The sequence below is a fragment of the Pseudomonas sp. C8002 genome (assembly GCF_013385765.1).
Lineage (GTDB): Bacteria > Pseudomonadota > Gammaproteobacteria > Pseudomonadales > Pseudomonadaceae > Aquipseudomonas.
In genome coordinates, this window is sequence record NZ_JACAPJ010000016.1 from 18,691 (window position 1) to 42,009 (window position 23,319).

Consider the following 23,319-nt stretch of genomic DNA (forward strand, 5'->3'; position numbering starts at 1 on the left):
TAAAGCCATTGGGAATTACCTGCTTATTCTTCGCTGGTGTGCACTTTACGGTGCAGGATCGCCTGGAATTCATCGGCGAAGGTGTAGTAACGGCTGATCAACGTTTCGCCACGAGCGGCAAAACGGTTGTAGGCGATTACTGCGGGAATAGCTGCGAACAGGCCGATGGCGGTGGCGATCAGCGCTTCGGCGATACCCGGGGCCACGGTGGCCAGGGTCGCTTGCTGGGCCTGGGCCAGGCCGCGGAAGGAGTTCATGATCCCCCATACGGTACCGAACAGGCCGATATACGGGCTGACGGAACCTACGGTGGCGAGGAACGGCAGGCTTTGCTCAAGCTTTTCTTCTTCGCGGGAGATGGCGACGCGCATGGCACGGGCCACACCTTCCATGACCGCTTCCGGGTCAACGCCTGGCTGCTGGCGCAGACGGGAGAATTCCTTGAAGCCGGCGCGGAAGATCTGCTCGACGCCCGAATCCGGGTCCGGGTTGCTGCCCGCCTGGCGGTACAGCTTGGACAGGTCGATACCCGACCAGAAGCGCTCTTCGAAGCTCTCCAGGGCACGTCGACCAGCACGCAGCAGGTTGCTGCGCTGAAAAATCATGACCCAAGAGGTAACCGATGCGGCTACCAGGACCAGCATCACCAGTTGAACCACGACACTGGCATTGCTGACCAGGCTCCACATGGAGGAATGGTCGACGACGGTAGGTTCCACGCTAAATCTCCTGCTCTGAATGTTTACCCGCGCCGCTCACGCCGGCAAAGGCCGCGCGTAGAGTTTCGGGAATGGCCCGGGGTTTCAAACTATTGGTGCGAACACAGGCCACCAGGAACTGCCCCTCACAGAGCAGCGTTGCATCCGTAGCCCGCCTGACCTGCTGTTTAAAGCGCAGGCTGGCACGGTTCAATTCGGTTATTTCTGCGCTGACCAGCAGCTCGTCGTCCAGTCGCGCCGGCGCGTGGTAACGCGCCTCGCTGGAATGCACGACAAACAACAGGTCCTCCCCTGCCAGCTGGGATTGGGCAAAGCCCAGCTCCCGTAGCCGCTCGGTTCGAGCCCGCTCCATGAACTTTAGGTAATTGACGTAATAAACGATGCCGCCAGCATCGGTGTCCTCGTAATAAACGCGACAGCGATGTGCGAACGACTGATCCCCGTTTTGCGCGCGCATACTCTAGTGCTTACTCCTCAGGTTGCCAATCCGGCCAGGCAACTGTTTTTCATTCTGTGGCACATTTCTAACGAAAGAATGACGACGCCAGCCACTAGGACAGCACAAACTCCGAATAAATCGAATCGCCAAGCGTTTTTAATCGTCTACTGCATCGAGGAATTCGTCTACTACGGGCATCTCGCCCAATCGTGACGGAATGTTTAACCCAAAGTGCAGATACGCATGCCGGGTGACCACACGCCCCCTTGGCGTGCGCATGATGTAGCCCTGCTGAATCAGATACGGCTCCAGTACATCCTCAATCGTATGCCGCTCTTCGCTGATGGCGGCGGCGAGGCTGTCCACGCCCACCGGGCCGCCGTCGAACTTCTCGATCATGGTCAACAGCAGGCGCCGGTCCTGGTGATCAAAGCCATGCTCATCCACATCCAGCAGGTTCAGCGCCAGGTCTGCCACGGGCTTGGTGATATGCCCCTTGGCCCGCACTTCGGCAAAGTCGCGCACCCGGCGCAGCAGACGGTTGGCAATCCGCGGGGTACCACGGGCGCGGCGGGCGATTTCAAAGGCGCCTTCCGGGTCCAGGGGCAAGCCAAGGATGCTCGCCGAACGGCTGACGATGGTGGCCAGATCCGCCGTGCTATAGAACTCTAGACGTTGAACAATCCCGAAACGGTCTCGCAGCGGGTTGGTCAGCATGCCCGCACGGGTGGTCGCACCCACCAGCGTGAACGGTGGCAGGTCGAGCTTGATCGAGCGCGCCGCCGGGCCTTCACCGATCATGATGTCCAGTTGGAAGTCTTCCATGGCCGGGTACAGTACTTCCTCGACGATGGGCGAAAGCCGGTGGATCTCGTCGATAAACAGTACGTCGTGGGGCTCCAGGTTGGTCAGCAGCGCCGCCAGGTCGCCCGGGCGCTCCAGCACGGGGCCGGAGGTGGACTTGATCGACACGCCCATTTCCTGGGCGATGATGTTGGCCAGGGTGGTCTTGCCGAGCCCGGGCGGGCCGAAGATCAACGTGTGGTCCAGGGACTCGCTGCGCCCGCGCGCGGCCTGGATGAACAGCTCCATCTGCTCGCGCACGGTGGGCTGGCCGATGTATTCGGCAAGGCTCAGGGGGCGAATCGCCCGGTCCTGGATTTCTTCACGATCACGAGGCCCGGTGGCCGCGATCAGACGATCAGCTTCAATCACTTAAATCATTCCCTTCAGGGCGCGGCGGATCATGTCTTCGCTGCTCAGGTTCTTGTCCTTGATGGCTGACACGGCCTTGCTCGCCTCTTGCGGCTTGTAGCCCAGGGAGATCAGCGCGCTGACCGCATCGCTTTCAGCGCTGGCCACCGGCACACCCGGCGCATCAGGCTGGTTGGGCACCAGGGCAAACATGCTCGGCACAACCTCCCAGGCCTTGAAGCGGTCTTTGAGCTCCACCAGCAGGCGCTCGGCGGTTTTCTTGCCAACGCCCGGTACCTTGGTCAGCGCGGACGTGTCCTGGGCCGACACACAGCGCACCAATTCATCCACTTCCAGGCTCGACATCAGCGCCAGCGCCAGCTTCGGCCCCACGCCGTTGAGGCGGATCAGCTCACGGAAAAAATCCCGGTCACGCTTGCCAACGAACCCATAGAGCAATTGCGCGTCTTCGCGCACCACCAGGTGAGTGTGCAGGGTCAGCGGTTCACCGACCGACGGTAGGCGGTAGAGGGTGGTCATGGGCACTTCAAGCTCATAACCCAGCCCGTTTACATCCAGAATCAGGTGCGGTGGCTGTTTCTCAGCCAGGGTGCCGCGCAAGCGTCCAATCACGTTCGAATCCTTAAGAATCGGCTCAAATCAAGGCCTGGCCGGTAATAACGCGGGCATGCCGGCCGACAGCACAGGCCGTTCATGCACCCCACGCAGAATGAATGCGCTGATGCTATCAGAGACGCAGCCGGCCGCCACGACTGCGTGCGGTCCCCAAGCCATGGGGCATCAGGCTGGAACGGGTATGGGCATGGCAAATGGCAATGGCCAGGGCGTCGGAGGCATCGATTTGCGGTTTGGCGGTGAGTTTGAGCATGTGCATGACCATCATCATCACCTGCTCTTTATTGGCAGCACCGGTACCGACCACGGCTTGCTTGACCTGGGTCGCGGTGTATTCAGCGATCTCCATGCCCTCCTCGGCTCCGGCCACGATGGCCGCACCGCGGGCCTGGCCGAGCTTCAGGGCGGAGTCGGCGTTTTTCGCCATGAACACTTTTTCGATGCCCATGGTCACTGGCCCATAGGTCTGGATCACTTCACGCACGCCGCGATACACGATCTGCAAGCGCTCGGCCAACTCGCCGGCGCCGGTACGGATACAGCCCGACGCCACGTACACGCAGCCTCGCGGGGTCTGTTGGACCACGCCAAAGCCGGTGATTCGCGAACCGGGGTCGATACCTAGGATTAGAGTCATAACGCCTGCAGTTGGATAAAAAATTCTTGATATAGCCAAGATCAAAATGTGGGAGCGGGCTTGCTCGCGAAGGCGGTGTATCAGTCACCGTATTGACTGACTGACACGCCGCCTTCGCGAGCAAGCCCGCTCCCACATTAGATCTGCATCATCCTTCAGCCTAGCTGTTCAGCCACCGATTCCGGAATATCGGCATTGGAATAGACGTTCTGCACGTCATCCAGGTCTTCAAGCATGTCGAGCATCTTGAGTACCTTCTGCGCCCCGTCCAGGTCCAGCTCGGCGCTGGTGGTCGGCAGCATCACGATTTCCGCGTCGGTGCCTTTGAAACCAGCCGCTTCCAGGGCGTTACGCACCGAATAGAAGCCCGCGAACGAGGTGAACACGTCGATGGAACCGTCTTCGTTGGTCACCACGTCGTCGGCATCGGCCTCCATTGCCGCCTCAATCAGCGCATCTTCATCCACGCCAGGCGCGAAGGAAATCTGCCCCTTGCGCTCAAACAGGTAGGCCACCGAACCGTCAGTGCCGAGGTTGCCGCCACATTTGCTGAACGCATGGCGCACGGCAGCCGCGGTACGGTTGCGGTTGTCGGTCATGCACTCGACCATCACCGCCACGCCACCCGGGCCGTAGCCTTCGTAGCTCAACTCGACCATGTCGTCTGTATCGGCCGCACCGGCACCACGGGCCACGGCGCGGTCGATGATGTCGCGGCTCATGTTGGCGCCGAGGGCCTTGTCCAGGGCCAGGCGCAGGCGCGGGTTGGAACCCGGGTCACCGCCACCCTGGCGCGCGGCAACGGTCAGCTCGCGAATCCACTTGGTGAAGATCTTGCCTTTCTTGGCATCCTGACGCTCTTTGCGGTGCTTGATGTTCGCCCACTTGGAATGGCCAGCCATAACACAACTCCGAAATTCTGTAGAAACCTGTCGATCCCGCCCCAGGCGGGACTTCCCTCTTTAACGTGCAGCCCTTGTAACGCAAAGGCGCATCCGAAGATGCGCCCTTAGCTGACAATGTAAAACCCTATCGCGCTTTCACGCTGCGGCCTTACTCAGCCTTTGGTGTCTCGCGCAGACGGATATGCAGCTCGCGCAGTGCCTTGGCATCCACCACACCCGGCGCTTGCGTCATGACGTCGGCAGCACTTTGGGTTTTCGGGAAGGCAATCACTTCACGGATCGACTGGGCACCGGTCATCAGCATCACCAGACGGTCCAGGCCAAAGGCCAGGCCGCCATGGGGTGGCGCGCCGTATTTCAGGGCGTCGAGCAGGAAGCCGAACTTCTCTTGCTGCTCATCTTCGTTGATGCCCAGCAGGCGGAAGACCGATTGCTGCATTTCCTTGCGGTGGATACGGATCGAACCGCCACCCAGCTCGGTGCCGTTGAGCACCATGTCGTAGGCACGGGACAGAGCGCCAGCCGGGTTGGCTTCCAGCTCTTGCGGCGTGCACTTCGGCGCGGTGAACGGGTGGTGCAGTGCGCTGAAGCTGCCGTCGTCGTTTTCTTCGAACATCGGGAAGTCGACAACCCACATCGGCGCCCACTGGCAGGTCAGCAGGTTCAGGTCGTTGCCGACCTTGATCCGCAGTGCACCCAGCGCTTCGCTGACGATCTTCGACTTGTCGGCACCGAAGAACACGATGTCGCCGTCAACCGCACCAACACGATCCAGGATCACATTGAGGTTGGCTTCAGGGATGTTCTTGACGATTGGCGACTGCAGGCCTTCGACGCCCTTGGCGCGCTCGTTGACCTTGATGTACGCCAGGCCCTTGGCACCGTAGATGCCGACGAACTTGGTGTAGTCGTCGATCTGCTTGCGCGGCATGCTCGCAGCGCCAGGCACGCGCAGTGCGGCGATACGGCATTTCGGGTCGTTGGCCGGGCCGCTGAACACCTTGAAGTCGACATCTTTCAGTTGGTCTTCAACGTCAACCAGTTCCAGCGGGTTACGCAGGTCTGGCTTGTCGGAACCGTAACGGCGCATGGCTTCTTCGAAGGTCATGTGCGGGAATTCGCCGAACTCCAGGTTCAGCACTTCCTTGAACAGGTTGCGGATCATCTGCTCGGTGATGCCCATGATCTCTTTTTCATCGAGGAAACTGGTTTCGATGTCGATCTGGGTGAATTCAGGCTGGCGGTCGGCCCGCAGGTCTTCGTCACGGAAGCACTTGGCGATCTGGTAGTAACGGTCGAAGCCGGCGACCATCAGCAGTTGCTTGAACAGCTGTGGCGATTGCGGCAAGGCGAAGAAGGAACCGGCGTGGGTACGGCTCGGCACCAGGTAGTCGCGGGCGCCTTCCGGGGTAGCACGGGTCAGGATCGGCGTCTCGACGTCGAGGAAGCCGTTCTCGTCGAGGAAGCGACGGATGCTGGTGGTCATGCGCGAACGCAGGCGCAGCTTCTCGGCCATTTCCGGGCGACGCAGGTCCAGGAAGCGATAACGCAGGCGGGTTTCTTCGCCAACGTCAGAGAACTCGTTCAGCGGGAACGGCGGGGTTTCCGACTCGTTCAGCACTTCCAGTTCGTAACCCAGCACTTCGATCATGCCCGACGCCATGTTGGCGTTGGTGGCACCGGCCGGACGCAGGCGAACCTTGCCGGTGATCTTCACGACGTACTCGCTGCGCACGCGATCGGCGGCGGCGAAGCTCTCGGCGCGGTCCGGATCGAACACCACCTGGGCCAGACCATCACGATCACGAATATCGAGGAAGATCACCCCGCCGTGGTCGCGGCGACGGTGAACCCATCCGCAAAGGGTGATTTCCTGACCTTCCAGGGTCTCGTTCAGTTGGCCGCAATAGTGGCTGCGCATCATGATAGTGGTTTCGCTTCTCGTAATTCGAAATTCGGTGGAGGCCCGCCTCATCACCGTACAGCTAAGTCAGGTGACGGATAATGCAGGAGCCTGCGCGTAGAGTTCAACTCAGTCTGCTTTGTCGCCGCCGGCCAGATTCTTCTTCGAACCGGTCTTGAAGTCGGTCTCGTACCAACCGTTGCCACTCAGGCGAAAGCCCGGCATGGACAACATCTTCTTGAGCTCCGGTGCCTGACAGGCAGGGCAATCGACCAGCGGCGCTGCGCTGATCTTTTGAATGGCTTCCAACTGATGACCACAGGAAGCACATAGATAGTCGTACATGGGCATGGAGATGTCTCGGCGATCAGATCATTACTGCGCCACGCCCTGCCCTGGCTCTATCCTGTGGGAAAGTCCCGGCATGCGCAGCAAAGCCCGGGATTATATCTGGTAAATCGAGGCTGTGCAGCCGTAGCGGCGCGCTGCTCTTTATATAGATGACTGCAGCAGGCTTCTGCCGGGCGCCCGACCCGGGGCAATCCCGGGACGGGCGCCCGGCACAAGGTTCATGCAGGGTCCGGCTGGACACTGGGCGCGACAAGCCGCCCTTTCAATACATGCACCACGCAAACCACCCTGACCAGACCGCTGAAGTTCTTTACACCGCCATAACGCAAGTGCACTTCCCGGTCCACGTAAGACAGCAGCGCACTGACCGAACACGTATTGATCCTGGCGATCTCCGCGAGGATATTCCAATACACCTCTTCGAGCCGCAAACACGTCGAAAAACCATTAAGCCGAACCGATCGGGACAATGGCCTGGCCAAGTTCATATCGAACCCCTTGGCAAAGGGATCTACCTTTATCTTGTGCAATCCGCACGTTTCCATAACTCCATAACCTGCTCCGCGTGACATACACTTGACACTCCATTGCCTGACGGCCACTCATGTTCTCGTTGGCCGTTGAGCTATAAAACATCAAGACGACAAGTGCAGCCAGAAGACAGGGAGCCGATCACCGTAGGACAAGCCAACGCGCGTATCAGGAAGCTCGCGGAATCGCGGAAATCGCCGGGAAGCAGGCATGCGAGGGGCGTCAGCTCGACGCCCTCCCGCCACCGGTGTTATTTGTTTTCGAGCAGGGAACGCAACATCCATGCGGTCTTTTCATGCACTTGCATACGCTGGGTCAGCAAGTCCGCCGTCGGTTCATCACTGACTTTATCCAACAACGGGAAGATCCCCCGGGCTGTGCGAGTCACCGCTTCCTGGCCTTCGACCAGTTGCTTGATCATGTCTTCAGCGCTCGGCACACCCTCTTCTTCCTTGATCGAAGAAAGTCGCGCATACACCGAGTAGGCACCCGGTGCGGGAAAGCCCAGGGCACGAATACGCTCTGCGATTGAATCCACCGCCAGCGCCAGTTCGTTGTACTGCTCTTCAAACATCAAGTGCAGTGTACGAAACATGGGCCCCGTTACGTTCCAATGGAAGTTGTGGGTCTTCAGGTAAAGTACATAGGTATCGGAAAGCAGTCGCGAAAGTCCATCAACGATTGATTTACGGTCTTCTTCACTGATACCAATATCGATTGCCATGTGTTTCCCCTTCAATTGATAAAAATTCATTGATCAGGTGCAGGACCACTCTAGCAAGAGTGCCGGCCGTGCGCAGCCTGGCCGACCCTTTCGAGGTGCGGCAAATCGCCCCTTGCAGAGCGGGCTTGCCCGACAGGCAAGGCTTCAACAGCTACCGGAAAAATTACCCAGCACCTGCGAAAAAGCCTGCACCTGTCTAGGACAAGTGTTTGACGCAGAAATGCCGTGCCCCTTGTAACAGCCTGAAATGCTTGATTTGAGTAGGCACAGGCTTTGCTGTTAAATAGGCAGCGTGTCGCCGCCGATATTTTTCGCGGCAAGCGGCATAGGCTGATACCCGTGCACGTGCCCAACGCCTCCCATTGTTCAGAAGCGAACCGTGCCCGTCAGCTCTTCCTTGTGATCCGTCTTAACGTGAGTTAATCAAAATGTTGAAAATCGTCCACCTGCTAACGGGCGCTGCAGCTTTGCTGCTGTCCTTTATCCCCAGCCTGCGATCAGAGACCCTGCCTTACCTGCAGCAACCTGACGCTCTCTACCTGACCTTCTTTGGTCTTCTTAACCTGACACTGGCTCCAGTCATTCCATACTGGAACAAAGGCCCGCGTCATCAACTGCAAAACCTGGTCAGCGCCCTGCTGGTCCTGGCTGTTGTCGTGCAAACCCTCACCCTGCTGGCGCCTATGCCTGAAGTGGGTGGCCACCCGGCCGTCCTGCTCAGCCTGGCAATCGCACTGGTCGCCATCGTTCTTCATCTGGCCATCAGTTTTTACCGCTCCTCCCCGGCCGCTGCGTCGCAAAGCTACGACATGACCAACCGGGATACCGGGACCGTCAAGTGGTTCAACACCTCCAAGGGCTTCGGCTTTATTTCCCGGGATTCGGGCGACGATATCTTCGTCCACTTCCGGGCGATTCGCGGCGAAGGCCATCGCGTACTGGTGGAAGGCCAGCGCGTGGAGTTCTCCGTCATGAACCGTGACAAGGGGCTGCAAGCTGAAGATGTGATCGCCGCATTGCCGCGTCGCTGATTCCAGCACCCCGAAAAAAAGAAACCGCGATGCAGCCTGGCTGCATCGCGGTTTTTTTATGCCAGGGGTTCAACCCCTGCCTTATTAATAATGAGGGGGCGGCGCCTCTTCCTCGGACGACTCGAACTGGCCGCCCATTTCTTCCTGGCGCTTGAGCAACGCAGTCATCTGCAACTGCAGGCGTTCCACGGCACGCTGCTGGGTGACCAGGATGTCATTCAGGGTCTCGATGGTGTCGTCCTGAAAGGCCAGGCGGCTTTCCAGGTCGGTCACGCGGGCTTGAAGATCCATGGCTCAAGCCTCCAGGAACGTGAAGTCGGCCGGCAGGATCTCGCGCAGGCGCGCACGAATTGCCACCACTTGCTCGTCACTGTAGGGCTTCGCCGGGTGCTTGCCCCAGACCGGCGCAGGCCAGGCCGCGTCGTCGCGCTTGCGTACGATCACATGCACGTGCAGTTGGCTGACCACATTACCCAAGGCACCGATATTCATTTTGTCGGCGCCGAACCCTTCGTTCAGCCACTGGGCCAGCGCCGTGCTTTCCTGCCACACTCGCTGCTGGTCGGCGACATCCAGTTGAAACACTTCGCTGATACCGTCAATGCGCGGCACCAGGATGAACCAGGGGTAATTCGAGTCATTGGAAAGCAGCAGCCGACACAGGGGGAAATCCCCGATAGGCAAGGTGTCTTGTTGAAGACGTGGATCTAAGGCGAACACAGCAGTCACTCCCGTTCGGCGGGTCAGGTTTCAGGCGCCCAGCATACCTGCGAATGCCAGTCGCTTCACGGCGAATGCGCGTGGCCGAATACGCGCCCAAACAGGACGCCACGAAAAAAAGCGCACCATTTCGAGACAGGCCAATATTTCAGCTACGCTAAATGACCAATGTATCCAATTCTGGTCAAAGTCGGGACGCGGAACATGCTTCAAGACCTTGAGCCAGACGGCTTTCAAAAGGCGAAGGCAGAACGGGAGCAGAAACGCAGTCAGTGAAGCACTGCACCAAAATGACCCATTTGTGCTTCAAAGGGATCCGCCAACTACCCACCGAACGGGGTGAACCGGTAACGTTTTGCTCTGGTACAGGTTTTATGCGCCACCGAACCGGAGTGCGGCAGGCGCGTCAAGGCCAAACCAAACGGCGTAAAAAGCCCGTGCTTATGCGGTTTTTACAGGCCGTTGACACTTTTCACGAAAAAATCACATTCGGTTACGGGTTTGTGCACGCTTGTTGCATTCACACCCATATCGTCGACAACGGCACCGGCGGGAAGCAGGTGTTTCGCGACGGAAAATAACAGCGGTTCAATGCCTGGCAGGGATGAGTTGAAACTTTCAGGGGTGACTTTTCCACCCCGCTTCCAAGGTTTTAAAACAGCATTGAAGTTGTCAGTCCGGTTACAAGTGGACTGTGAATTTGCGACATGGAGCTAGCAATTTACGACAGGCCCGTAAAGAAGCTGAAAGGATAGATGTGCAAGTATCGTCAATAATGTCTGCGTGATATAACTTTGCGCCGACACAAAAAAGAAAGAGCCGCCCAGACAAAAATATAGGTGGGACGGCAGTACTCTTCCTAAAACCAAAGGAGCAAATCACGATGCGCGTGATGAAGTGGAGCATGATCGCCCTGGCTGTTTCAGCAGGCACCTCGCAGTTCGCAATGGCGTCCTCCCAGGACGATTCCAAGGGCTTTGTTGAAGACAGCACTTTCAGCATCAACACTCGCCTCCTGAACTTTAGCCGCGACTTCCGTAACAATGACACCGGCAAGAGCCGCGTCGACGAAACCGGTCTGGGCTTCAACGGCCTGTACCAGTCGGGCTTCACCCAAGGCACCATCGGTGTGGGTGTCGACGTCATCGGTCTGTTGGGCGTCAAACTGGACAGCGGCAAGGGTCGTTCCGGCACTGGCCTGTTTCCAACTGGCTCCGACGGTCGCGCTCAGGATGATTACTCCAAGGGCGGCGGCGCAGTTAAGTTCCGTATCTCCGATACGGTCCTGAAAATCGGCGACCAGTACACCACCGCGCCTGTATTCGCTTCCGATGACAGCCGTCTGCTGCCTGAATTGCCACAGGGTATCTCGCTGACCAGCAACGAGATCAAAGGCCTGAAACTTGAAGGCGGTCACTTCACTTCGAGCGTGGCACAAGCCCAGACCTACCGCGACAGCCTGGGCCTGACAAAAACCGACTTCATCGGTGGTGTCTACGCCCTGACTCCAGAAGTCAGCGCCAGCCTCTACTACGCGAAGACCGAAGACTACTGGAAAAAAACCTACGCCAACCTGAACTGGACCCATGCGCTCAGCAATGAGCAGTCCCTGGCGGTCGACTTCAACATCTACAGCACCAAAAGTGATGGCGCTGGCCTGCAACGGGCTGAGAAAGACGGCACCACCAAACTGGACAACCGTGCCTACAGCTTGCAAGGCGCGTACACCATCCAGGCTCACACCTTTACCCTGGCCTACCAGAAGGTCAGCGGTGACGGTGACTACGGCTACGGCGTAGACGGCGGCGGCACGATCTTCCTTGCCAACTCCATCGCTCGTTCCGACTTCAACGCTGAAGACGAGAAGTCGTTCCAGGCTCGCTACGACCTGAACATGGCGACTTTCGGCGTACCAGGCCTGAGCTTCATGACTCGCTACGTCAAAGGTACCGGCGCCAACACCGCCGACACCTCGAACGGCAAAGAGTGGGAACGTGACATCGAAGCCAAGTACGTGATCCAGAGCGGCCCGGCAAAAGACCTGAGCCTGCGCGTGCGTCAAGCCACTTATCGCTCCAGCGATGGTGTGTACTACGGTTCGGCGTCCATCGACGAACTGCGTCTGATCGCGCAATACCCGCTGAACATCTTGTAATTGGCAGTTTGATTACAACGATGACTTAGGGTTTCGGCCCTAACTAAAAAGCCGCTCACTTGTTCGCAAGTGAGCGGCTTTTTTATTGCAACTTGATCTCAACAACCACATAACTAGCAAGCTAACTATCTAGTTTGATCCTACACATCAAACCTGACACATCTGACAAGTTTGATCCGCAAGTCATAGCATTACTTCGTAGCGCTTTCCTGCATTACTCGAATAACCCGCTGGGGAAACGGAATATCGATTCCCGCGCCTTTCAAACGATCACGTGCCAGTTCATTGAACATGAACATCACATCCCAATAATCCGAGGTCTTGGTCCAGACTCGCAGGGACACAGTGATTGAACTGTCGCCCAGGGTCGAAACCACGGCTGCCGGCGCAGGATCAGCCAGTACCCGTGGGTCCTTGGCCAGTTCCAACAGCACTTCGCGCGCTTTCTGCAGGTCGGCTTCGTAGTCGACACCCACATCAAATACCACTTTACGGGTCGGCTGACGGTTGGTGTTGGTGATGAGGCCGTTGGACAGGCTGCCGTTCGGGATGATCACCGTCTTGTTGTCGCCGGTGCGCAACACGGTGTGAAAGATCTGGATGCTGTCGACGGTACCGGAAGTGCCCTGGGCTTCGATCCAGTCACCAATGCGGAACGGACGGAACAACAGAATCAGCACGCCGCCGGCGAAGTTCGCCAGGCTGCCTTGCAATGCCAGGCCGATGGCCAGGGTGGCGGCGCCGATCGCGGCAACGAACGAGGTGGTTGCGACGCCGATCATCGAGGCCACGTTGACCACCAGCATGACCTTGAGCGCAATGTTCGCAAGGCTGGTAATGAAGTGTTGCAGCGCCAGGTCCGCATTACGCAGTGCCAGCAAACGCCCCACTCGGTGGGTCAAGACGTTGATCAGCCACCAACCGATGGCCAGGGTGACCACCGCCAGCAAAAATCGGCTGCCGTATTCCATGATCATCGGTAACCATGACTCCGAGCTCTTGATCAGGTGATCCACTTCAGCGTTCAAGTCCATCTACATTCTCCTGTTTACCGGATGCTCGGCCTATTGGTTGGCCCTAAATACAATTGAGCCCCGTAGGGCTCAATGGTGGGCGCAGGTTCTGGGGCGTGGGACGTCAAAAACGCCCACAGGTTCCCCAAAGTGCTATCAGTCGCGGAAGTTATTGAACTGCAGCGGCATGTCGAAGGTCTTGGCGCGCAGGGCAGCAATGGCCTCTTGCAAGTCGTCACGCTTCTTACCGGTGATACGTACCTGCTCGCCCTGGATGGCGGCCTGGACCTTGAGCTTGGCGTCCTTGACGTGAGCGACGATTTTCTTCGCCAGCTCCTTGTCGATGCCTTCCTTGAGCACGGCTTCCTGCTTCATCAGCTTGCCGGACGCATAGGCATCCTTGATTTCGAGGCATTGCGCGTCGATCTTGCGCTTGACCAGAGACAGCTTGAGGATCTCAATCATCGCTTCCAGCTGGAAGTCGGCTTCCGCGGTCAGGTTGACGGTCAGCTCTTTTTCCTTGAACTCGAAGCTGCCCTTGCCCTTCAAGTCATAGCGGCGATCCAGCTCCTTGACGGCGTTCTCGACGGCGTTGGTGACTTCATGTTTGTCCAGTTCGGATACCACGTCGAACGACGGCATGTAATTTCTCCAATAAAAAAGGGGCGCGGCTCAGTAGAGATGGAGCACGCCCGGGCTAAAATGCCCGGGCATTATAGCGGTTCTTTCGCCTCGTTCACTGCGGGCAGCCTTACGGAGTAAAAACTGATGTCGACCACCTGGCACGTCCTCGGCGCCGGCAGCCTCGGAACACTGTGGGCCGCCCGCCTGGCCCGCGCCGGGCTGCCCGTGCGCCTGATCCTGCGGGACCACGCGCGGCTGGCGAGCTATCAGACCGGCAAGGGCCTGACCCTGGTCGAGCACGGCGTGGCTCACACCTATACAGTCGTCGGCGAAACATCCGACAGCCCTGGGCCGATTCATCGCCTGCTGGTGGCGTGCAAAGCCTACGACGCCCAAGAGGCCGTCGCACAGCTTGAACATCGTCTGGCACCCGACGCCGAGCTGATCCTGTTGCAAAACGGGCTGGGCAGCCAGGACGCAGTCGCCGCCCAACTGCCCCAAGCCCGCTGCATCTTCGCCTCCAGCACCGAAGGCGCGTTTCGCGAAAGCGACTGGCGAGTAGTGTTTGCCGGCCATGGCTACACCTGGCTGGGAGACGCGAGCCACCCTACCCCGCCTCTGTGGCTGGATGACCTGCAAGCCGCCGGCATCCCCCATGCGTGGAGCACCGATATCCTCACCCGCCTGTGGCGCAAACTGGCCCTGAACTGCGCCATCAACCCGCTGACTGTGCTGTATCAATGCCGCAATGGGGAACTGCAAGCCCATCAGTGCGAAGTGGCCACCCTGTGCGCCGAACTCGCCGAACTGCTGGAATGCTGCGGCCAACCCGCCGCCGCGCAGGATTTGCAGAGCGAAGTGGAACGGGTGATCCAGGCCACGGCGGCCAATTACTCATCGATGTACCAGGACGTGGCCAATGCCCGGCGCACCGAAATCAGCTACTTGCTGGGCTATGCCTGCCAGGCGGCCGCACGTCACCAACTGACCTTGCCGCACCTGCAACAACTCCAGGCGCGCCTGGTACGGCAACTGTCTGCACGCGGATTGCCCAGCGACTGAAGCACGCGCTACCCTGCCTGCTTGTTCCTTTGCAGCGAAAACCTTGATGCCACTGCGCCAGCGTCTCGAAAATCTACCGGTTGGGCAGAAACTGCTGGCGGCCCTGCTGGTTTTGTTGACCACCGTCTTGCTGGTGGCCAACCTGACCTTTATCAGCGCCGCCTACTGGATCTCCCAGGAAAGCATGGCGCCCCAGGCCTTGCAGGCCATCGGTCGGCTGGTGTCCAACCCCTCGCTCGCCGCCGAGTCCCTGGACTCACCGCTCAAGGCGCAAACCCTGCTGGATGAACTGACCAGCTACTCGCCATTGCGGGCCGCGGCCTTATACGACGGAGACGGCACGCGCCTGGCCCAGCTGCAACATGCCAATCGCCTGCACCTGCCAGATAATTTCCGGGACATTGAAACCTGGCGTACCACCGAATTTCGCAGCAACCAGGTGATCACCCTGCCCCGTGCCGGCAAACCGTCCGGGCACTTGCTGCTGGTGGCCAGCAGCGAACTGCCGGTGGCTTTCTATACCGGGACCTTCACCGCCAGCCTGGGTATCCTGATCTTCAGCGTGTTGCTGTGGCTGGTGATCGCCCGGCAGATCAAGCGCCTGATTACCCGGCCGATCCACGAACTGGAAGAATTGTCGCGCCAGGTCACCCGGGAAGAGAACTACGCCCTGCGCGCCGGTCGCGGCAACCATGATGAAATCGGCAGCCTCGCCGAAGCTTTCAACACCATGCTTTCGCGCATTGAAGCCCGTGAGCAGCAACTCAAGCGCGCGCGAGACGATTCCCAGGCCGCCTACGATCAAGCCCAGGGCCTGGCGGAAGAAACCCGCCACACCAACCGCAAGCTGGAACTGGAAGTGCAGGTGCGCAGCAAGATCGAGAAAAAGCTCACCGGCTTCCAGAACTACCTCAACAGCATCATCGACTCGATGCCCTCGGCACTGATCGCCCTCGACGAACAGCTCTACGTCACCCAGTGGAACCAGGAAGCCAGCGCACTTTCCGGGACCCGCCTGGACGAGGCACTGAACCAGCCGATCTTCCTCGCCTTCCAGCCGCTCAAGCCGTTCCTGCCGCAGATCAAGGCCACGGTCGAGCAACACACCGTGGAGCGGATCGAGCGCGTTACCTGGGTCAAGGATGACGAACCCAAGCACTACGCCCTGACCTTCTACCCGTTGATGGGCGGTGCCGGGCGCGGCGTGGTGATCCGGATCGACGACATCACCCAGCGCCTGTCTCTGGAAGAAATGATGGTGCAGTCAGAGAAAATGCTCTCGGTCGGTGGCCTGGCCGCCGGCATGGCGCACGAAATCAACAACCCGCTGGGAGCGATCCTGCATAACGTGCAGAACATTCGCCGCCGGTTGTCCAACGAACTGCCGAAAAACCTCGAGCACGCCGAACAGGCGGGCATCGACCTGGACTCGGTCAACCGCTACCTGCAAAGCCGCGAAGTGCCGCAGTTGCTCGACGGCATCCAGCAGGCTGGCGCCCGGGCGGCGAAAATCGTCACCCACATGCTCAGCTTCAGCCGCCGCAGCAACCGGCAGATGGCGCCGTGCGACTTGCCGGCCTTGATCGACCAGGCCGTGGAAATTGCCGGCAACGACTTCGACCTCACCGTCGGCTTCGACTTCAAGGGCCAGGCGATCATCCGCCAGTTCGACCCGCAACTGGGCCCGGTCCCCGGCACCGCCAACGAACTGGAGCAAGTACTGCTCAACCTGCTGAAAAACGCCGCCCAGGCGATTCACCAGCGCGAAGACGGCAGCGAGCCCGGCCGGATCATCCTGCGCACCCGGCTCAACCCGCCGTGGGCAGAAATCCAGGTGGAAGACAACGGCATCGGCATGAGCGAGAACGTGCGCAAACGCACGTTTGAGCCATTCTTCACCACCAAGGAAATCGGCCAGGGCACCGGGCTTGGGTTGTCGGTTTCGTATTTCATCATCACCAACAATCACAAGGGGCAGATGGAAGTGCATTCGACCCTTGGCCAGGGTACCTGCTTCACCTTGCGTCTGCCCCTGGCGGGCAGCCAATTGCCACCCAACGAACTCACTCAACTGGAGCGCTAACCATGGGCTTTCGCCTGTCGAAAATTTACACCCGTACCGGCGACAAGGGCGAAACCGGCCTGGGCGACGGCCGCCGCGTGCCCAAGGACCATCCACGGGTGGAGGCGATTGGCGAGGTGGATGCGCTGAACAGCCAGTTGGGTTTGTTGCTGGCGGGATTGGAGGAACAAAGCGGGCAGCATCCAGCGTTGAAGGATGTGATCGAGGTGCTGACACCTTGCCAGCATCGTCTGTTTGACCTGGGCGGCGAATTGGCGATGCCGGTGTACAAGGCGCTGAACGCGGCGGAAGTCGACCGGCTTGAGGCGGCGATCGATCGCTGGAATGAAGAGGTCGGGCCGCTGGAGAACTTCATTCTGCCGGGTGGTTCGGCGTTGATTGCCCAGGCCCATGTATGCCGAAGCCTGGCTCGCAGTGCGGAGCGCCGGTGTCAGCACCTGAATGCAGAGGAACCGCTGGAAGGCGTCGGGTTGGCGTACATCAACCGGCTGTCGGACTTGCTCTTTGTGGCAGCCAGGGTGATTGCCAAGCGCCAGGGCGTTGCAGAGATCTTGTGGCAGGCGGCGGCAAAGCCGCACTGATGTTTACTGACTGATTGCAACCTGTGGCGAGGGAGCTTGCTCCCTCGCCACAACAGCTCCCCTGGCCACTCGCCAGGGTTATGCCTAAACCTCAGGCCAGAACGCCCGAATCCCCGCCACACCTTGAGCACCAGCCTCCCAGGCCTTTTCCCGCTCAGCAGGACCCACCCCACCGAGCAAGAACACCGGCTTGCTGAACCCACTGATCAACTGCTGTGCCTGCTCCCAGCCCAACGGCTCGGCATCAGGATGAGTCTGGGTCGGCTGCACCGGCGACAAGGTGACGAAATCCACGTCCATCAACTCCGCCAAGGCTAATTCCTCAGCATTGTGGCAAGACGCCGCCAACCAGCGATCCTTCGGCAAAGGACGTCCCTTGCTGGCGTACTTGCGCAGTTGCGCCGAGGTCATATGCCAGCCGGCCGCGGGAAAATCCCCCAGCCATTCAAACGGCCCCTTGAGCATCAGTTGCGCCTTGCCCGCACACAGGCCCACGGCGTCCACCGCCAGGTCACGGTACTTGGGGTCGTAACCGTTGGGGGCACGCAGCTGAACCAGCTTGATGCCACCAGCGATGGCTTTTTGAATACCGCGCAGCAGGACGGGTGTCTCCAGCTCGCCCGGAGTGATCAAGTAGTCAGCCGGTAAACGCGCCGCCGCAACGATCGGCGCATTGGCTGCCGGAAACTCATAGTTCGGCAGGTCCCGCTGGGCCACCCACTCAAGGGGTTGGCCTTCGGCACCGTGGGGCTCGCCGGTAAAGGCCGAAACTTCCCAGACATCCAGCAACACCTGTTTGTCCGGGTAATCATGCTGCACCTTGATCAACGGGCGAGCCGCCGTGACCTGGATGCCCAGCTCCTCCTGCAATTCACGGGACAGCGCGGTAGCGACCGACTCATCGGCCTCCACCTTGCCACCGGGAAACTCCCAGAGGCCGCCCTGATGCTGGGTATCGGCGCGGCGCGCCAGCAGAATCCTGCCGTCGACACCCCGGATGACCGCTGCTGCTACATGAACTCGTTTCACCGCACTATTTCCTCTGAATCGGTTTGAAGACCTGCCTGGTATCAGGTGCGGTATTCCGCGTTGATCTTCACGTACTCGTGGGACAGGTCGGTGGTCCAGATGGTTTCGCTGCACTCACCGCGACCCAATTCGATACGGATGGTGATTTCTTCCTGCTGCATCACCGCCGACCCCTGGGCTTCGGTGTACGTCTCGGCCCGGGCGCCACGGCTGGCGATGCACACTTCGCCGAGGAACACGTCGATCTTGCTCACGTCCAGGTTCGGCACGCCGGCACGGCCCACAGCGGCCAGGATACGGCCCCAGTTCGGATCGGAGGCAAACAGTGCGGTCTTGATCAGCGGCGAGTGAGCCACGGTGTAACCGACATCCAGGCATTCCTGGTGGTTACCGCCGCCGTTGACTTCAACCGTCACAAACTTGGTGGCGCCTTCGCCGTCGCGCACGATGGCCTGGGCCACGTCCATGCACACTTCGAACACCGCCTGCTTCAACGCGGCGAAATACGCGCCGTTGGACGAGGTGATTTCCGGCAGGTCAGCCTGGCCGGTGGCGATCAACATGCAGCAATCGTTGGTCGAGGTGTCGCCGTCGATGGTGATGCGGTTGAAGGACTTGTTGGCGCCGTCGAGCATCAGGTTTTGCAGCACGTCACGGGAGACTTTGGCGTCGGTGGCGATATAGCCCAGCATGGTCGCCATGTTCGGGCGAATCATGCCGGCGCCTTTGCTGATGCCCGTGACGGTAACGGTCACGCCTTCGTGCACAAACTGACGGCTGGCGCCTTTTGGCAGGGTGTCGGTGGTCATGATCCCGGTAGCCGCAGCCGCCCAGTTATCCACCGACAGGTCATCCAGCGCTGCTTGCAGCGCGCCTTCGATTTTCTCTACCGGCAGCGGCTCACCGATCACGCCGGTGGAGTACGGCAGCACCTGGCTGGCGTCCACGCCGGTCAGCTCCGCCAGCTTGGCGCAGGTGCGGGCAGCGGCGGCCAGGCCAGGCTCGCCGGTCCCGGCGTTGGCATTGCCGGTGTTGGTCAACAGGTAACGCACCGGGCCTTCGACACGCTGTTTGGCCAGAATCACGGGAGCGGCGCAAAACGCGTTCAGGGTGAACACACCCGCGACGGTCGAGCCTTCGGCACAGCGCATCACCACCACATCCTTGCGCCCCGGGCGCTTGATGCCCGCCGAAGCGATACCGAGTTCAAAACCGGCAACCGGGTGCAACGTGGGCAAAGGACCAAGACCAACAGCCATGAATGCGCTCCTAAAAATATTGGGTGTGTACCCCGTCGCTATCGACGGTGACGAAATGGCAAAACGCCGCGACGGCTGATGCCGGTCGCGGCGCGGGGGTGTTGCAGCGTCAGGCGAAAATCTTAGTTGATTTCGCCGTGGCAGTGTTTGAACTTCTTGCCCGAACCGCACCAGCACAGTTCGTTGCGGCCCAGCTTCTGTTCGTTGCGCACCGGGGCCTGGGCCAGGGCCACATCGACCTCTTCGCCCAATACTTCCGGAGCCTCAAGACCAGGCGCTTCGTCGTGCTGGAACTGCATGCGCGCAGCCAGTGCCTCGGCTTCCTGACGCAGGCGGGCTTCTTCCTCGATCGGGTCTTCGCGACGCACCTGAACGTGGGACAGCACACGAATCGAATCGCGCTTGATCGAATCCAGCAGTTCGGAGAACAGCGTGAACGACTCGCGCTTGTACTCCTGCTTCGGGTTCTTCTGGGCGTAGCCACGCAAGTGGATGCCGTGACGCAGGTGGTCCATGGTCGACAGGTGGTCTTTCCACAGATCGTCCAGCACGCGCAGTACGATTTGCTTCTCGAAGGTGCGCAGTGCTTCGGCACTCGCCTGCTCTTCTTTCTCGTTGTAAGCGGCCAGCAGCTCGGTCATGAGCTTCTCGCGCAGGGTTTCTTCGTACAGGTGGTCGTCTTCGTCGAGCCATTGCTGGACCGGCAAGTCGACACCGAAGTCGCTCTTCAACGCAGCTTCCAGGCCGGCAACATCCCACTGCTCAGGCAGGGACTGTGGCGGGATATGGGCGCTGACGGTGGCGTTGAGCACGTCCTGGCGGAAATCGGCAATGGTCTCGCCGATGTTGGTGGCGGCCAACAAACTGTTACGCATGTGATAAATCACTTTACGCTGTTCGTTGTTGACGTCATCGAACTCGAGCAGTTGCTTACGAATGTCGAAGTTACGGCCTTCTACCTTGCGCTGGGCCTTCTCGATGGCGTTGGTCACCATGCGGTGTTCAATCGCCTCACCGGACTGCATGCCCAGGGCTTTCATGAAGTTCTTCACCCGATCCGAGGCGAAGATGCGCATCAGGCTGTCTTCCAGGGACAGGTAGAAACGGCTGGAACCGGCGTCACCCTGACGACCGGCACGACCACGCAACTGGTTGTCGATACGGCGCGATTCGTGACGCTCGGACGCGATCACCTGCAAGCCGCCGGACTCCAGCACTTGCTGGTGGCGCTTCTGCCAGTCGGCCTTGATCTGCGCGATCTGCTCAGGGGTCGGGTTGTCCAGGGACGCAACTTCCACTTCCCAGTTACCGCCCAACAGGATGTCGGTACCACGACCGGCCATGTTGGTGGCGATGGTCAGTGCGCCCGGGCGACCGGCCTGGGCAATGATCTCGGCTTCTTTTTCGTGGAACTTGGCGTTGAGGACCTTGTGCTCGATGCCTTCCTTGGCCAGCAAGCTGGACATGTGCTCGGAAGTTTCGATGGTGGCAGTACCCACCAGCACTGGACGGCCCTGGGCCATGCATTCCTTGATGTCGGCGACGATTGCAGCGTATTTCTCGTCGGCGGTCAGGAACACCAGGTCGTTGAAGTCTTTACGCGCCAGCGGCTTGTTCGGCGGGATAACCATCACCGACAGACCGTAGATCTGGTGGAATTCGAACGCTTCGGTGTCGGCTGTACCGGTCATGCCGGACAGTTTGTTGTACAGACGGAAGTAGTTCTGGAAGGTGGTCGAGGCCAGGGTCTGGCTTTCAGCCTGGATGTTCAGGGCTTCCTTGGCTTCGATCGCCTGGTGCAGGCCTTCCGACAAACGGCGACCCGGCATGGTACGACCGGTGTGTTCGTCGACCAGTACGACCTGGCCGTCCTGCACGATGTATTCAACGTTGCGATGGAACAGCTTGTGGGCACGCAGACCGGCATACACGTGGGTCAACAGGCCCAGGTTGTGCGCCGAGTACAGGCTCTCGCCTTCGGCCAGCAGGCCGATCTGGGTCAGCATGTCTTCGACGAACTGGTGACCGGCTTCGTTGAGTTCGACCTGGCGGGTCTTCTCGTCGATGGTGAAGTGACCTTCTTTGGTCACCACGCCTTCCACTTCCTCGATGTGTTGCTCAAGGCGCGGGATCAGCTTGTTGATCTCGGTGTACAGGCGCGAGCTGTCCTCGGCCTGACCGGAGATGATCAGCGGGGTACGGGCTTCGTCGATCAGGATGGAGTCGACTTCGTCGATCACGGCAAAATTGAGTTCGCGCTGGAATTTTTCTTCCATGCTGAACGCCATGTTGTCGCGCAGGTAGTCGAAACCGAATTCGTTGTTGGTACCGTAGGTGATGTCGGCAGCGTAGGCGGCGCGCTTCTCTTCCGGCGGCTGGAACGGCGTGACAACGCCGACCGTCAGGCCGAGGAATTCGTACAGCGGACGCATCCAGTTGGCATCCCGGCGGGCGAGGTAGTCGTTCACCGTCACAACGTGCACGCCCTTGCCGGACAATGCGTTGAGGTAAACGCCCAGGGTAGCTACCAGGGTCTTGCCTTCACCGGTACGCATTTCGGCAATCATGCCTTCATGCAAGGTCATGCCGCCGATCAACTGGACGTCGAAGTGGCGCATGCCCATGACACGCTTACCGGCTTCGCGGGCGACCGCAAAGGCTTCGGGAAGCAGCTTGTCGAGGGTTTCACCTTTGGCTATGCGGGCCTTGAACTCTTCGGTCTTGGCGCGCAATTGCTCGTCCGAAAGGGCAACCATCTGCTCTTCGAAGGCATTGACCAGCTGCACCGTCTTGAGCATGCGTTTGACTTCGCGCTCATTCTTGCTTCCAAAAAGTTTCTTTAACAAAGGCGCAAACATATCGGCAGGTTCTTCCACACATAGGGATGGAGGGCGCCCCGTGAGTCGCCCGAGCAGCCCTCACGGCCGCATGCGAACGAGCATTCTACCCGGAAACGTGGGTGAGGAAAGTGGCGTTATTCCACGATGCAGGCACGGCGCTCTCAGAGGGCTTGTTTAAAATAAGGGCTTTTTGCTGAACTTCAACCCATTCGGGCAATAAGTTACTCGTTGATTTAATGGATAAACTGCCGGTAATGCAATGGCGGCGGTGTCGCAGACGCTTTCTGCTACCATGGCCTCTCTGTTACTTAAGGTGTCTAGTCATGGCATTTCGCCCTCTTACGGCCCGAGCTCCCGCCGTGTTGCTTCGCGAAGCCAAGCCTTTAAAAGCCATCTTCGGCCATGCGCAACGCCTTGGTCATCTGCAACGCCTGGTAGAAAGCCAACTGCAGCCCGCCGCTCGCGAACACTGCCATGTGGCCTCGTGGCGCGAGGGCAATCTTCTGCTGATTGTCACCGACGGCCATTGGGCGACGCGCCTGCGCTACCAGCAAAAACGTTTGCAGCGCCAATTGATGGCCTTCGACGAATTCGCCAGCCTGACGCGCATCCAGTTCAAGGTGCAACCGCCGACCGTGCCGCAAGGTGCGGTGGGGCATACGATGGATTTGTCGGAAATCGCCGCCGAAACCATTCAGGCCACGGCAGACGGGATTACCGATCCGAACTTACGCGCTGCGCTGGAGCGGCTGGCCGCTCACGCCAAACCCAAAACCTGAGACCGGCGTAGAACCAAGTGTGGGAGCGGGCTTGCTCGCGAAGGTGGCGTGTCAGTCACTGGATATATTGACTGATCCACCGCTTTCGCGAGCAAGCCCGCTCC

The 23,319-nt window shown here is 59.6% G+C and carries 23 protein-coding genes; 6 read left to right on the forward strand and 17 right to left on the reverse strand.

All coding sequences use genetic code 11. The features are described from left to right. Positions 1 to 23: 23 nt before the first annotated feature. The 10 genes from tolQ to HX814_RS22320 form a co-directional block, all read right to left on the reverse strand. Positions 24 to 719: a protein TolQ gene (tolQ, locus tag HX814_RS22275; protein WP_003209819.1), complete on the reverse strand. Its 696-nt coding sequence runs from the start codon at positions 717 to 719 to the stop codon at positions 24 to 26. Position 720: 1 nt separating this feature from the next. Then, positions 721 to 1,176: a tol-pal system-associated acyl-CoA thioesterase gene (ybgC, locus tag HX814_RS22280; RefSeq protein WP_008432379.1), complete on the reverse strand. Its 456-nt coding sequence runs from the start codon at positions 1,174 to 1,176 to the stop codon at positions 721 to 723. Positions 1,177 to 1,314: 138 nt separating this feature from the next. Continuing rightward, positions 1,315 to 2,373 carry a Holliday junction branch migration DNA helicase RuvB gene (gene ruvB / locus HX814_RS22285; RefSeq protein WP_003209815.1) on the reverse strand — a complete coding sequence of 353 codons (1,059 nt, stop codon included), beginning with the start codon at positions 2,371 to 2,373 and terminating at the stop codon, positions 1,315 to 1,317. Beyond that, a complete protein-coding gene (gene ruvA, locus HX814_RS22290; protein WP_003209814.1) occupies positions 2,374 to 2,985 on the reverse strand; it encodes a Holliday junction branch migration protein RuvA in 612 nt (203 codons plus the stop codon). It lies immediately after the preceding gene. A 115-nt stretch (positions 2,986 to 3,100) separates the two neighbouring features. After that, complete coding sequence (gene ruvC, locus HX814_RS22295) at positions 3,101 to 3,625, reverse strand: crossover junction endodeoxyribonuclease RuvC (RefSeq protein WP_003209812.1); 525 nt, start codon at positions 3,623 to 3,625, stop codon at positions 3,101 to 3,103. A gap of 155 nt (positions 3,626 to 3,780) precedes the next feature. Continuing rightward, positions 3,781 to 4,527, reverse strand: coding sequence for a YebC/PmpR family DNA-binding transcriptional regulator (locus HX814_RS22300; RefSeq protein ID WP_003209810.1), 747 nt, complete (start codon positions 4,525 to 4,527; stop codon positions 3,781 to 3,783). A 151-nt stretch (positions 4,528 to 4,678) separates the two neighbouring features. Then, positions 4,679 to 6,454: an aspartate--tRNA ligase gene (aspS, locus tag HX814_RS22305; protein ID WP_003209808.1), complete on the reverse strand. Its 1,776-nt coding sequence runs from the start codon at positions 6,452 to 6,454 to the stop codon at positions 4,679 to 4,681. 108 nt (positions 6,455 to 6,562) lie between these two features. Next, positions 6,563 to 6,784, reverse strand: coding sequence for an FmdB family zinc ribbon protein (locus HX814_RS22310; RefSeq protein ID WP_177009705.1), 222 nt, complete (start codon positions 6,782 to 6,784; stop codon positions 6,563 to 6,565). Between the two features lie 218 nt (positions 6,785 to 7,002). Next, a complete protein-coding gene (locus HX814_RS22315; protein WP_177009704.1) occupies positions 7,003 to 7,356 on the reverse strand; it encodes a ribbon-helix-helix domain-containing protein in 354 nt (117 codons plus the stop codon). 209 nt (positions 7,357 to 7,565) lie between these two features. Then, positions 7,566 to 8,039 (reverse strand): Dps family protein, encoded by a 474-nt coding sequence (locus tag HX814_RS22320; RefSeq protein WP_003209800.1) that lies wholly within the window; start codon positions 8,037 to 8,039, stop codon positions 7,566 to 7,568. Positions 8,040 to 8,467: 428 nt separating this feature from the next. Between HX814_RS22320 and HX814_RS31625 the strand changes: the two genes are divergently transcribed. Continuing rightward, on the forward strand, positions 8,468 to 9,070 hold the full coding sequence (locus HX814_RS31625; protein ID WP_003209798.1) for a cold-shock protein: 603 nt from the start codon (positions 8,468 to 8,470) through the stop codon (positions 9,068 to 9,070). A gap of 84 nt (positions 9,071 to 9,154) precedes the next feature. On the opposite strand, the gene HX814_RS22330 is transcribed toward HX814_RS31625, so the two are convergent. Then, positions 9,155 to 9,361 (reverse strand): SlyX family protein, encoded by a 207-nt coding sequence (locus HX814_RS22330; RefSeq protein ID WP_003209796.1) that lies wholly within the window; start codon positions 9,359 to 9,361, stop codon positions 9,155 to 9,157. A 3-nt stretch (positions 9,362 to 9,364) separates the two neighbouring features. Continuing rightward, the gene (locus HX814_RS22335; protein WP_003209794.1) at positions 9,365 to 9,790 is read right to left on the reverse strand and encodes an HIT domain-containing protein; all 426 of its coding nucleotides are present in this window, start codon (positions 9,788 to 9,790) and stop codon (positions 9,365 to 9,367) included. 883 nt (positions 9,791 to 10,673) lie between these two features. Here HX814_RS22335 and HX814_RS22340 point away from each other — a divergent pair. Then, the gene (locus HX814_RS22340; protein WP_003209790.1) at positions 10,674 to 11,945 is read left to right on the forward strand and encodes an OprD family porin; all 1,272 of its coding nucleotides are present in this window, start codon (positions 10,674 to 10,676) and stop codon (positions 11,943 to 11,945) included. Positions 11,946 to 12,136: 191 nt separating this feature from the next. Here HX814_RS22340 and HX814_RS22345 read toward each other — a convergent pair whose 3' ends face one another. Together HX814_RS22345 and HX814_RS22350 are read right to left on the reverse strand one after the other, a co-directional pair. Next, positions 12,137 to 12,979, reverse strand: a complete 843-nt coding sequence (locus HX814_RS22345) for a mechanosensitive ion channel family protein (protein ID WP_177009703.1) — start codon at positions 12,977 to 12,979, stop codon at positions 12,137 to 12,139. Positions 12,980 to 13,114: 135 nt separating this feature from the next. Then, complete coding sequence (locus HX814_RS22350; RefSeq protein WP_003209785.1) at positions 13,115 to 13,600, reverse strand: YajQ family cyclic di-GMP-binding protein; 486 nt, start codon at positions 13,598 to 13,600, stop codon at positions 13,115 to 13,117. A 126-nt stretch (positions 13,601 to 13,726) separates the two neighbouring features. Here HX814_RS22350 and HX814_RS22355 point away from each other — a divergent pair, with 126 nt between their 5' ends. From HX814_RS22355 to HX814_RS22365, 3 genes are read left to right on the forward strand one after another with little or no spacing between them, the layout of a single operon-like run. After that, the gene (locus tag HX814_RS22355) at positions 13,727 to 14,644 is read left to right on the forward strand and encodes a putative 2-dehydropantoate 2-reductase (RefSeq protein ID WP_177009702.1); all 918 of its coding nucleotides are present in this window, start codon (positions 13,727 to 13,729) and stop codon (positions 14,642 to 14,644) included. Between the two features lie 46 nt (positions 14,645 to 14,690). Continuing rightward, complete coding sequence (locus tag HX814_RS22360; protein ID WP_003209782.1) at positions 14,691 to 16,727, forward strand: ATP-binding protein; 2,037 nt, start codon at positions 14,691 to 14,693, stop codon at positions 16,725 to 16,727. Between the two features lie 2 nt (positions 16,728 to 16,729). Further along, positions 16,730 to 17,308 (forward strand): cob(I)yrinic acid a,c-diamide adenosyltransferase, encoded by a 579-nt coding sequence (locus HX814_RS22365; protein WP_008432363.1) that lies wholly within the window; start codon positions 16,730 to 16,732, stop codon positions 17,306 to 17,308. 84 nt (positions 17,309 to 17,392) lie between these two features. Here the strand turns inward: HX814_RS22365 and HX814_RS22370 are convergent, their stop codons facing one another. The 3 genes from HX814_RS22370 to secA form a co-directional block, all read right to left on the reverse strand. After that, a complete protein-coding gene (locus HX814_RS22370; protein WP_102369787.1) occupies positions 17,393 to 18,337 on the reverse strand; it encodes a Nudix family hydrolase in 945 nt (314 codons plus the stop codon). A 41-nt stretch (positions 18,338 to 18,378) separates the two neighbouring features. Further along, complete coding sequence (argJ, locus tag HX814_RS22375) at positions 18,379 to 19,596, reverse strand: bifunctional glutamate N-acetyltransferase/amino-acid acetyltransferase ArgJ (protein ID WP_003209777.1); 1,218 nt, start codon at positions 19,594 to 19,596, stop codon at positions 18,379 to 18,381. Positions 19,597 to 19,718: 122 nt separating this feature from the next. After that, positions 19,719 to 22,454, reverse strand: coding sequence for a preprotein translocase subunit SecA (secA, locus tag HX814_RS22380; RefSeq protein WP_003209775.1), 2,736 nt, complete (start codon positions 22,452 to 22,454; stop codon positions 19,719 to 19,721). 305 nt (positions 22,455 to 22,759) lie between these two features. Here secA and HX814_RS22385 point away from each other — a divergent pair, with 305 nt between their 5' ends. Further along, positions 22,760 to 23,215 carry a DUF721 domain-containing protein gene (locus HX814_RS22385; protein WP_008432358.1) on the forward strand — a complete coding sequence of 152 codons (456 nt, stop codon included), beginning with the start codon at positions 22,760 to 22,762 and terminating at the stop codon, positions 23,213 to 23,215. The last annotated feature ends 104 nt before the right edge of the window (positions 23,216 to 23,319 follow it).

Excerpts from the sequence above, each read along its gene's own strand:
- ybgC (WP_008432379.1), bottom strand. The coding sequence starts at position 1,176 with ATGCGCGCGCAAAACGGGGATCAGTCGTTCGCACATCGCTGTCGCGTT.
- ruvC (WP_003209812.1), bottom strand. The coding sequence starts at position 3,625 with ATGACTCTAATCCTAGGTATCGACCCCGGTTCGCGAATCACCGGCTTT.
- HX814_RS22300 (WP_003209810.1), bottom strand. The coding sequence starts at position 4,527 with ATGGCTGGCCATTCCAAGTGGGCGAACATCAAGCACCGCAAAGAGCGT.
- aspS (WP_003209808.1), bottom strand. The coding sequence starts at position 6,454 with ATGATGCGCAGCCACTATTGCGGCCAACTGAACGAGACCCTGGAAGGT.
- HX814_RS22310 (WP_177009705.1), bottom strand. The coding sequence starts at position 6,784 with ATGCCCATGTACGACTATCTATGTGCTTCCTGTGGTCATCAGTTGGAA.
- HX814_RS22315 (WP_177009704.1), bottom strand. The coding sequence starts at position 7,356 with ATGTCACGCGGAGCAGGTTATGGAGTTATGGAAACGTGCGGATTGCAC.
- HX814_RS22320 (WP_003209800.1), bottom strand. The coding sequence starts at position 8,039 with ATGGCAATCGATATTGGTATCAGTGAAGAAGACCGTAAATCAATCGTT.
- HX814_RS31625 (WP_003209798.1), top strand. The coding sequence starts at position 8,468 with ATGTTGAAAATCGTCCACCTGCTAACGGGCGCTGCAGCTTTGCTGCTG.
- HX814_RS22330 (WP_003209796.1), bottom strand. The coding sequence starts at position 9,361 with ATGGATCTTCAAGCCCGCGTGACCGACCTGGAAAGCCGCCTGGCCTTT.
- HX814_RS22340 (WP_003209790.1), top strand. The coding sequence starts at position 10,674 with ATGCGCGTGATGAAGTGGAGCATGATCGCCCTGGCTGTTTCAGCAGGC.
- HX814_RS22345 (WP_177009703.1), bottom strand. The coding sequence starts at position 12,979 with ATGGACTTGAACGCTGAAGTGGATCACCTGATCAAGAGCTCGGAGTCA.
- HX814_RS22350 (WP_003209785.1), bottom strand. The coding sequence starts at position 13,600 with ATGCCGTCGTTCGACGTGGTATCCGAACTGGACAAACATGAAGTCACC.
- HX814_RS22355 (WP_177009702.1), top strand. The coding sequence starts at position 13,727 with ATGTCGACCACCTGGCACGTCCTCGGCGCCGGCAGCCTCGGAACACTG.
- HX814_RS22360 (WP_003209782.1), top strand. The coding sequence starts at position 14,691 with ATGCCACTGCGCCAGCGTCTCGAAAATCTACCGGTTGGGCAGAAACTG.
- HX814_RS22365 (WP_008432363.1), top strand. The coding sequence starts at position 16,730 with ATGGGCTTTCGCCTGTCGAAAATTTACACCCGTACCGGCGACAAGGGC.
- argJ (WP_003209777.1), bottom strand. The coding sequence starts at position 19,596 with ATGGCTGTTGGTCTTGGTCCTTTGCCCACGTTGCACCCGGTTGCCGGT.
- secA (WP_003209775.1), bottom strand. The coding sequence starts at position 22,454 with ATGTTTGCGCCTTTGTTAAAGAAACTTTTTGGAAGCAAGAATGAGCGC.
- HX814_RS22385 (WP_008432358.1), top strand. The coding sequence starts at position 22,760 with ATGGCATTTCGCCCTCTTACGGCCCGAGCTCCCGCCGTGTTGCTTCGC.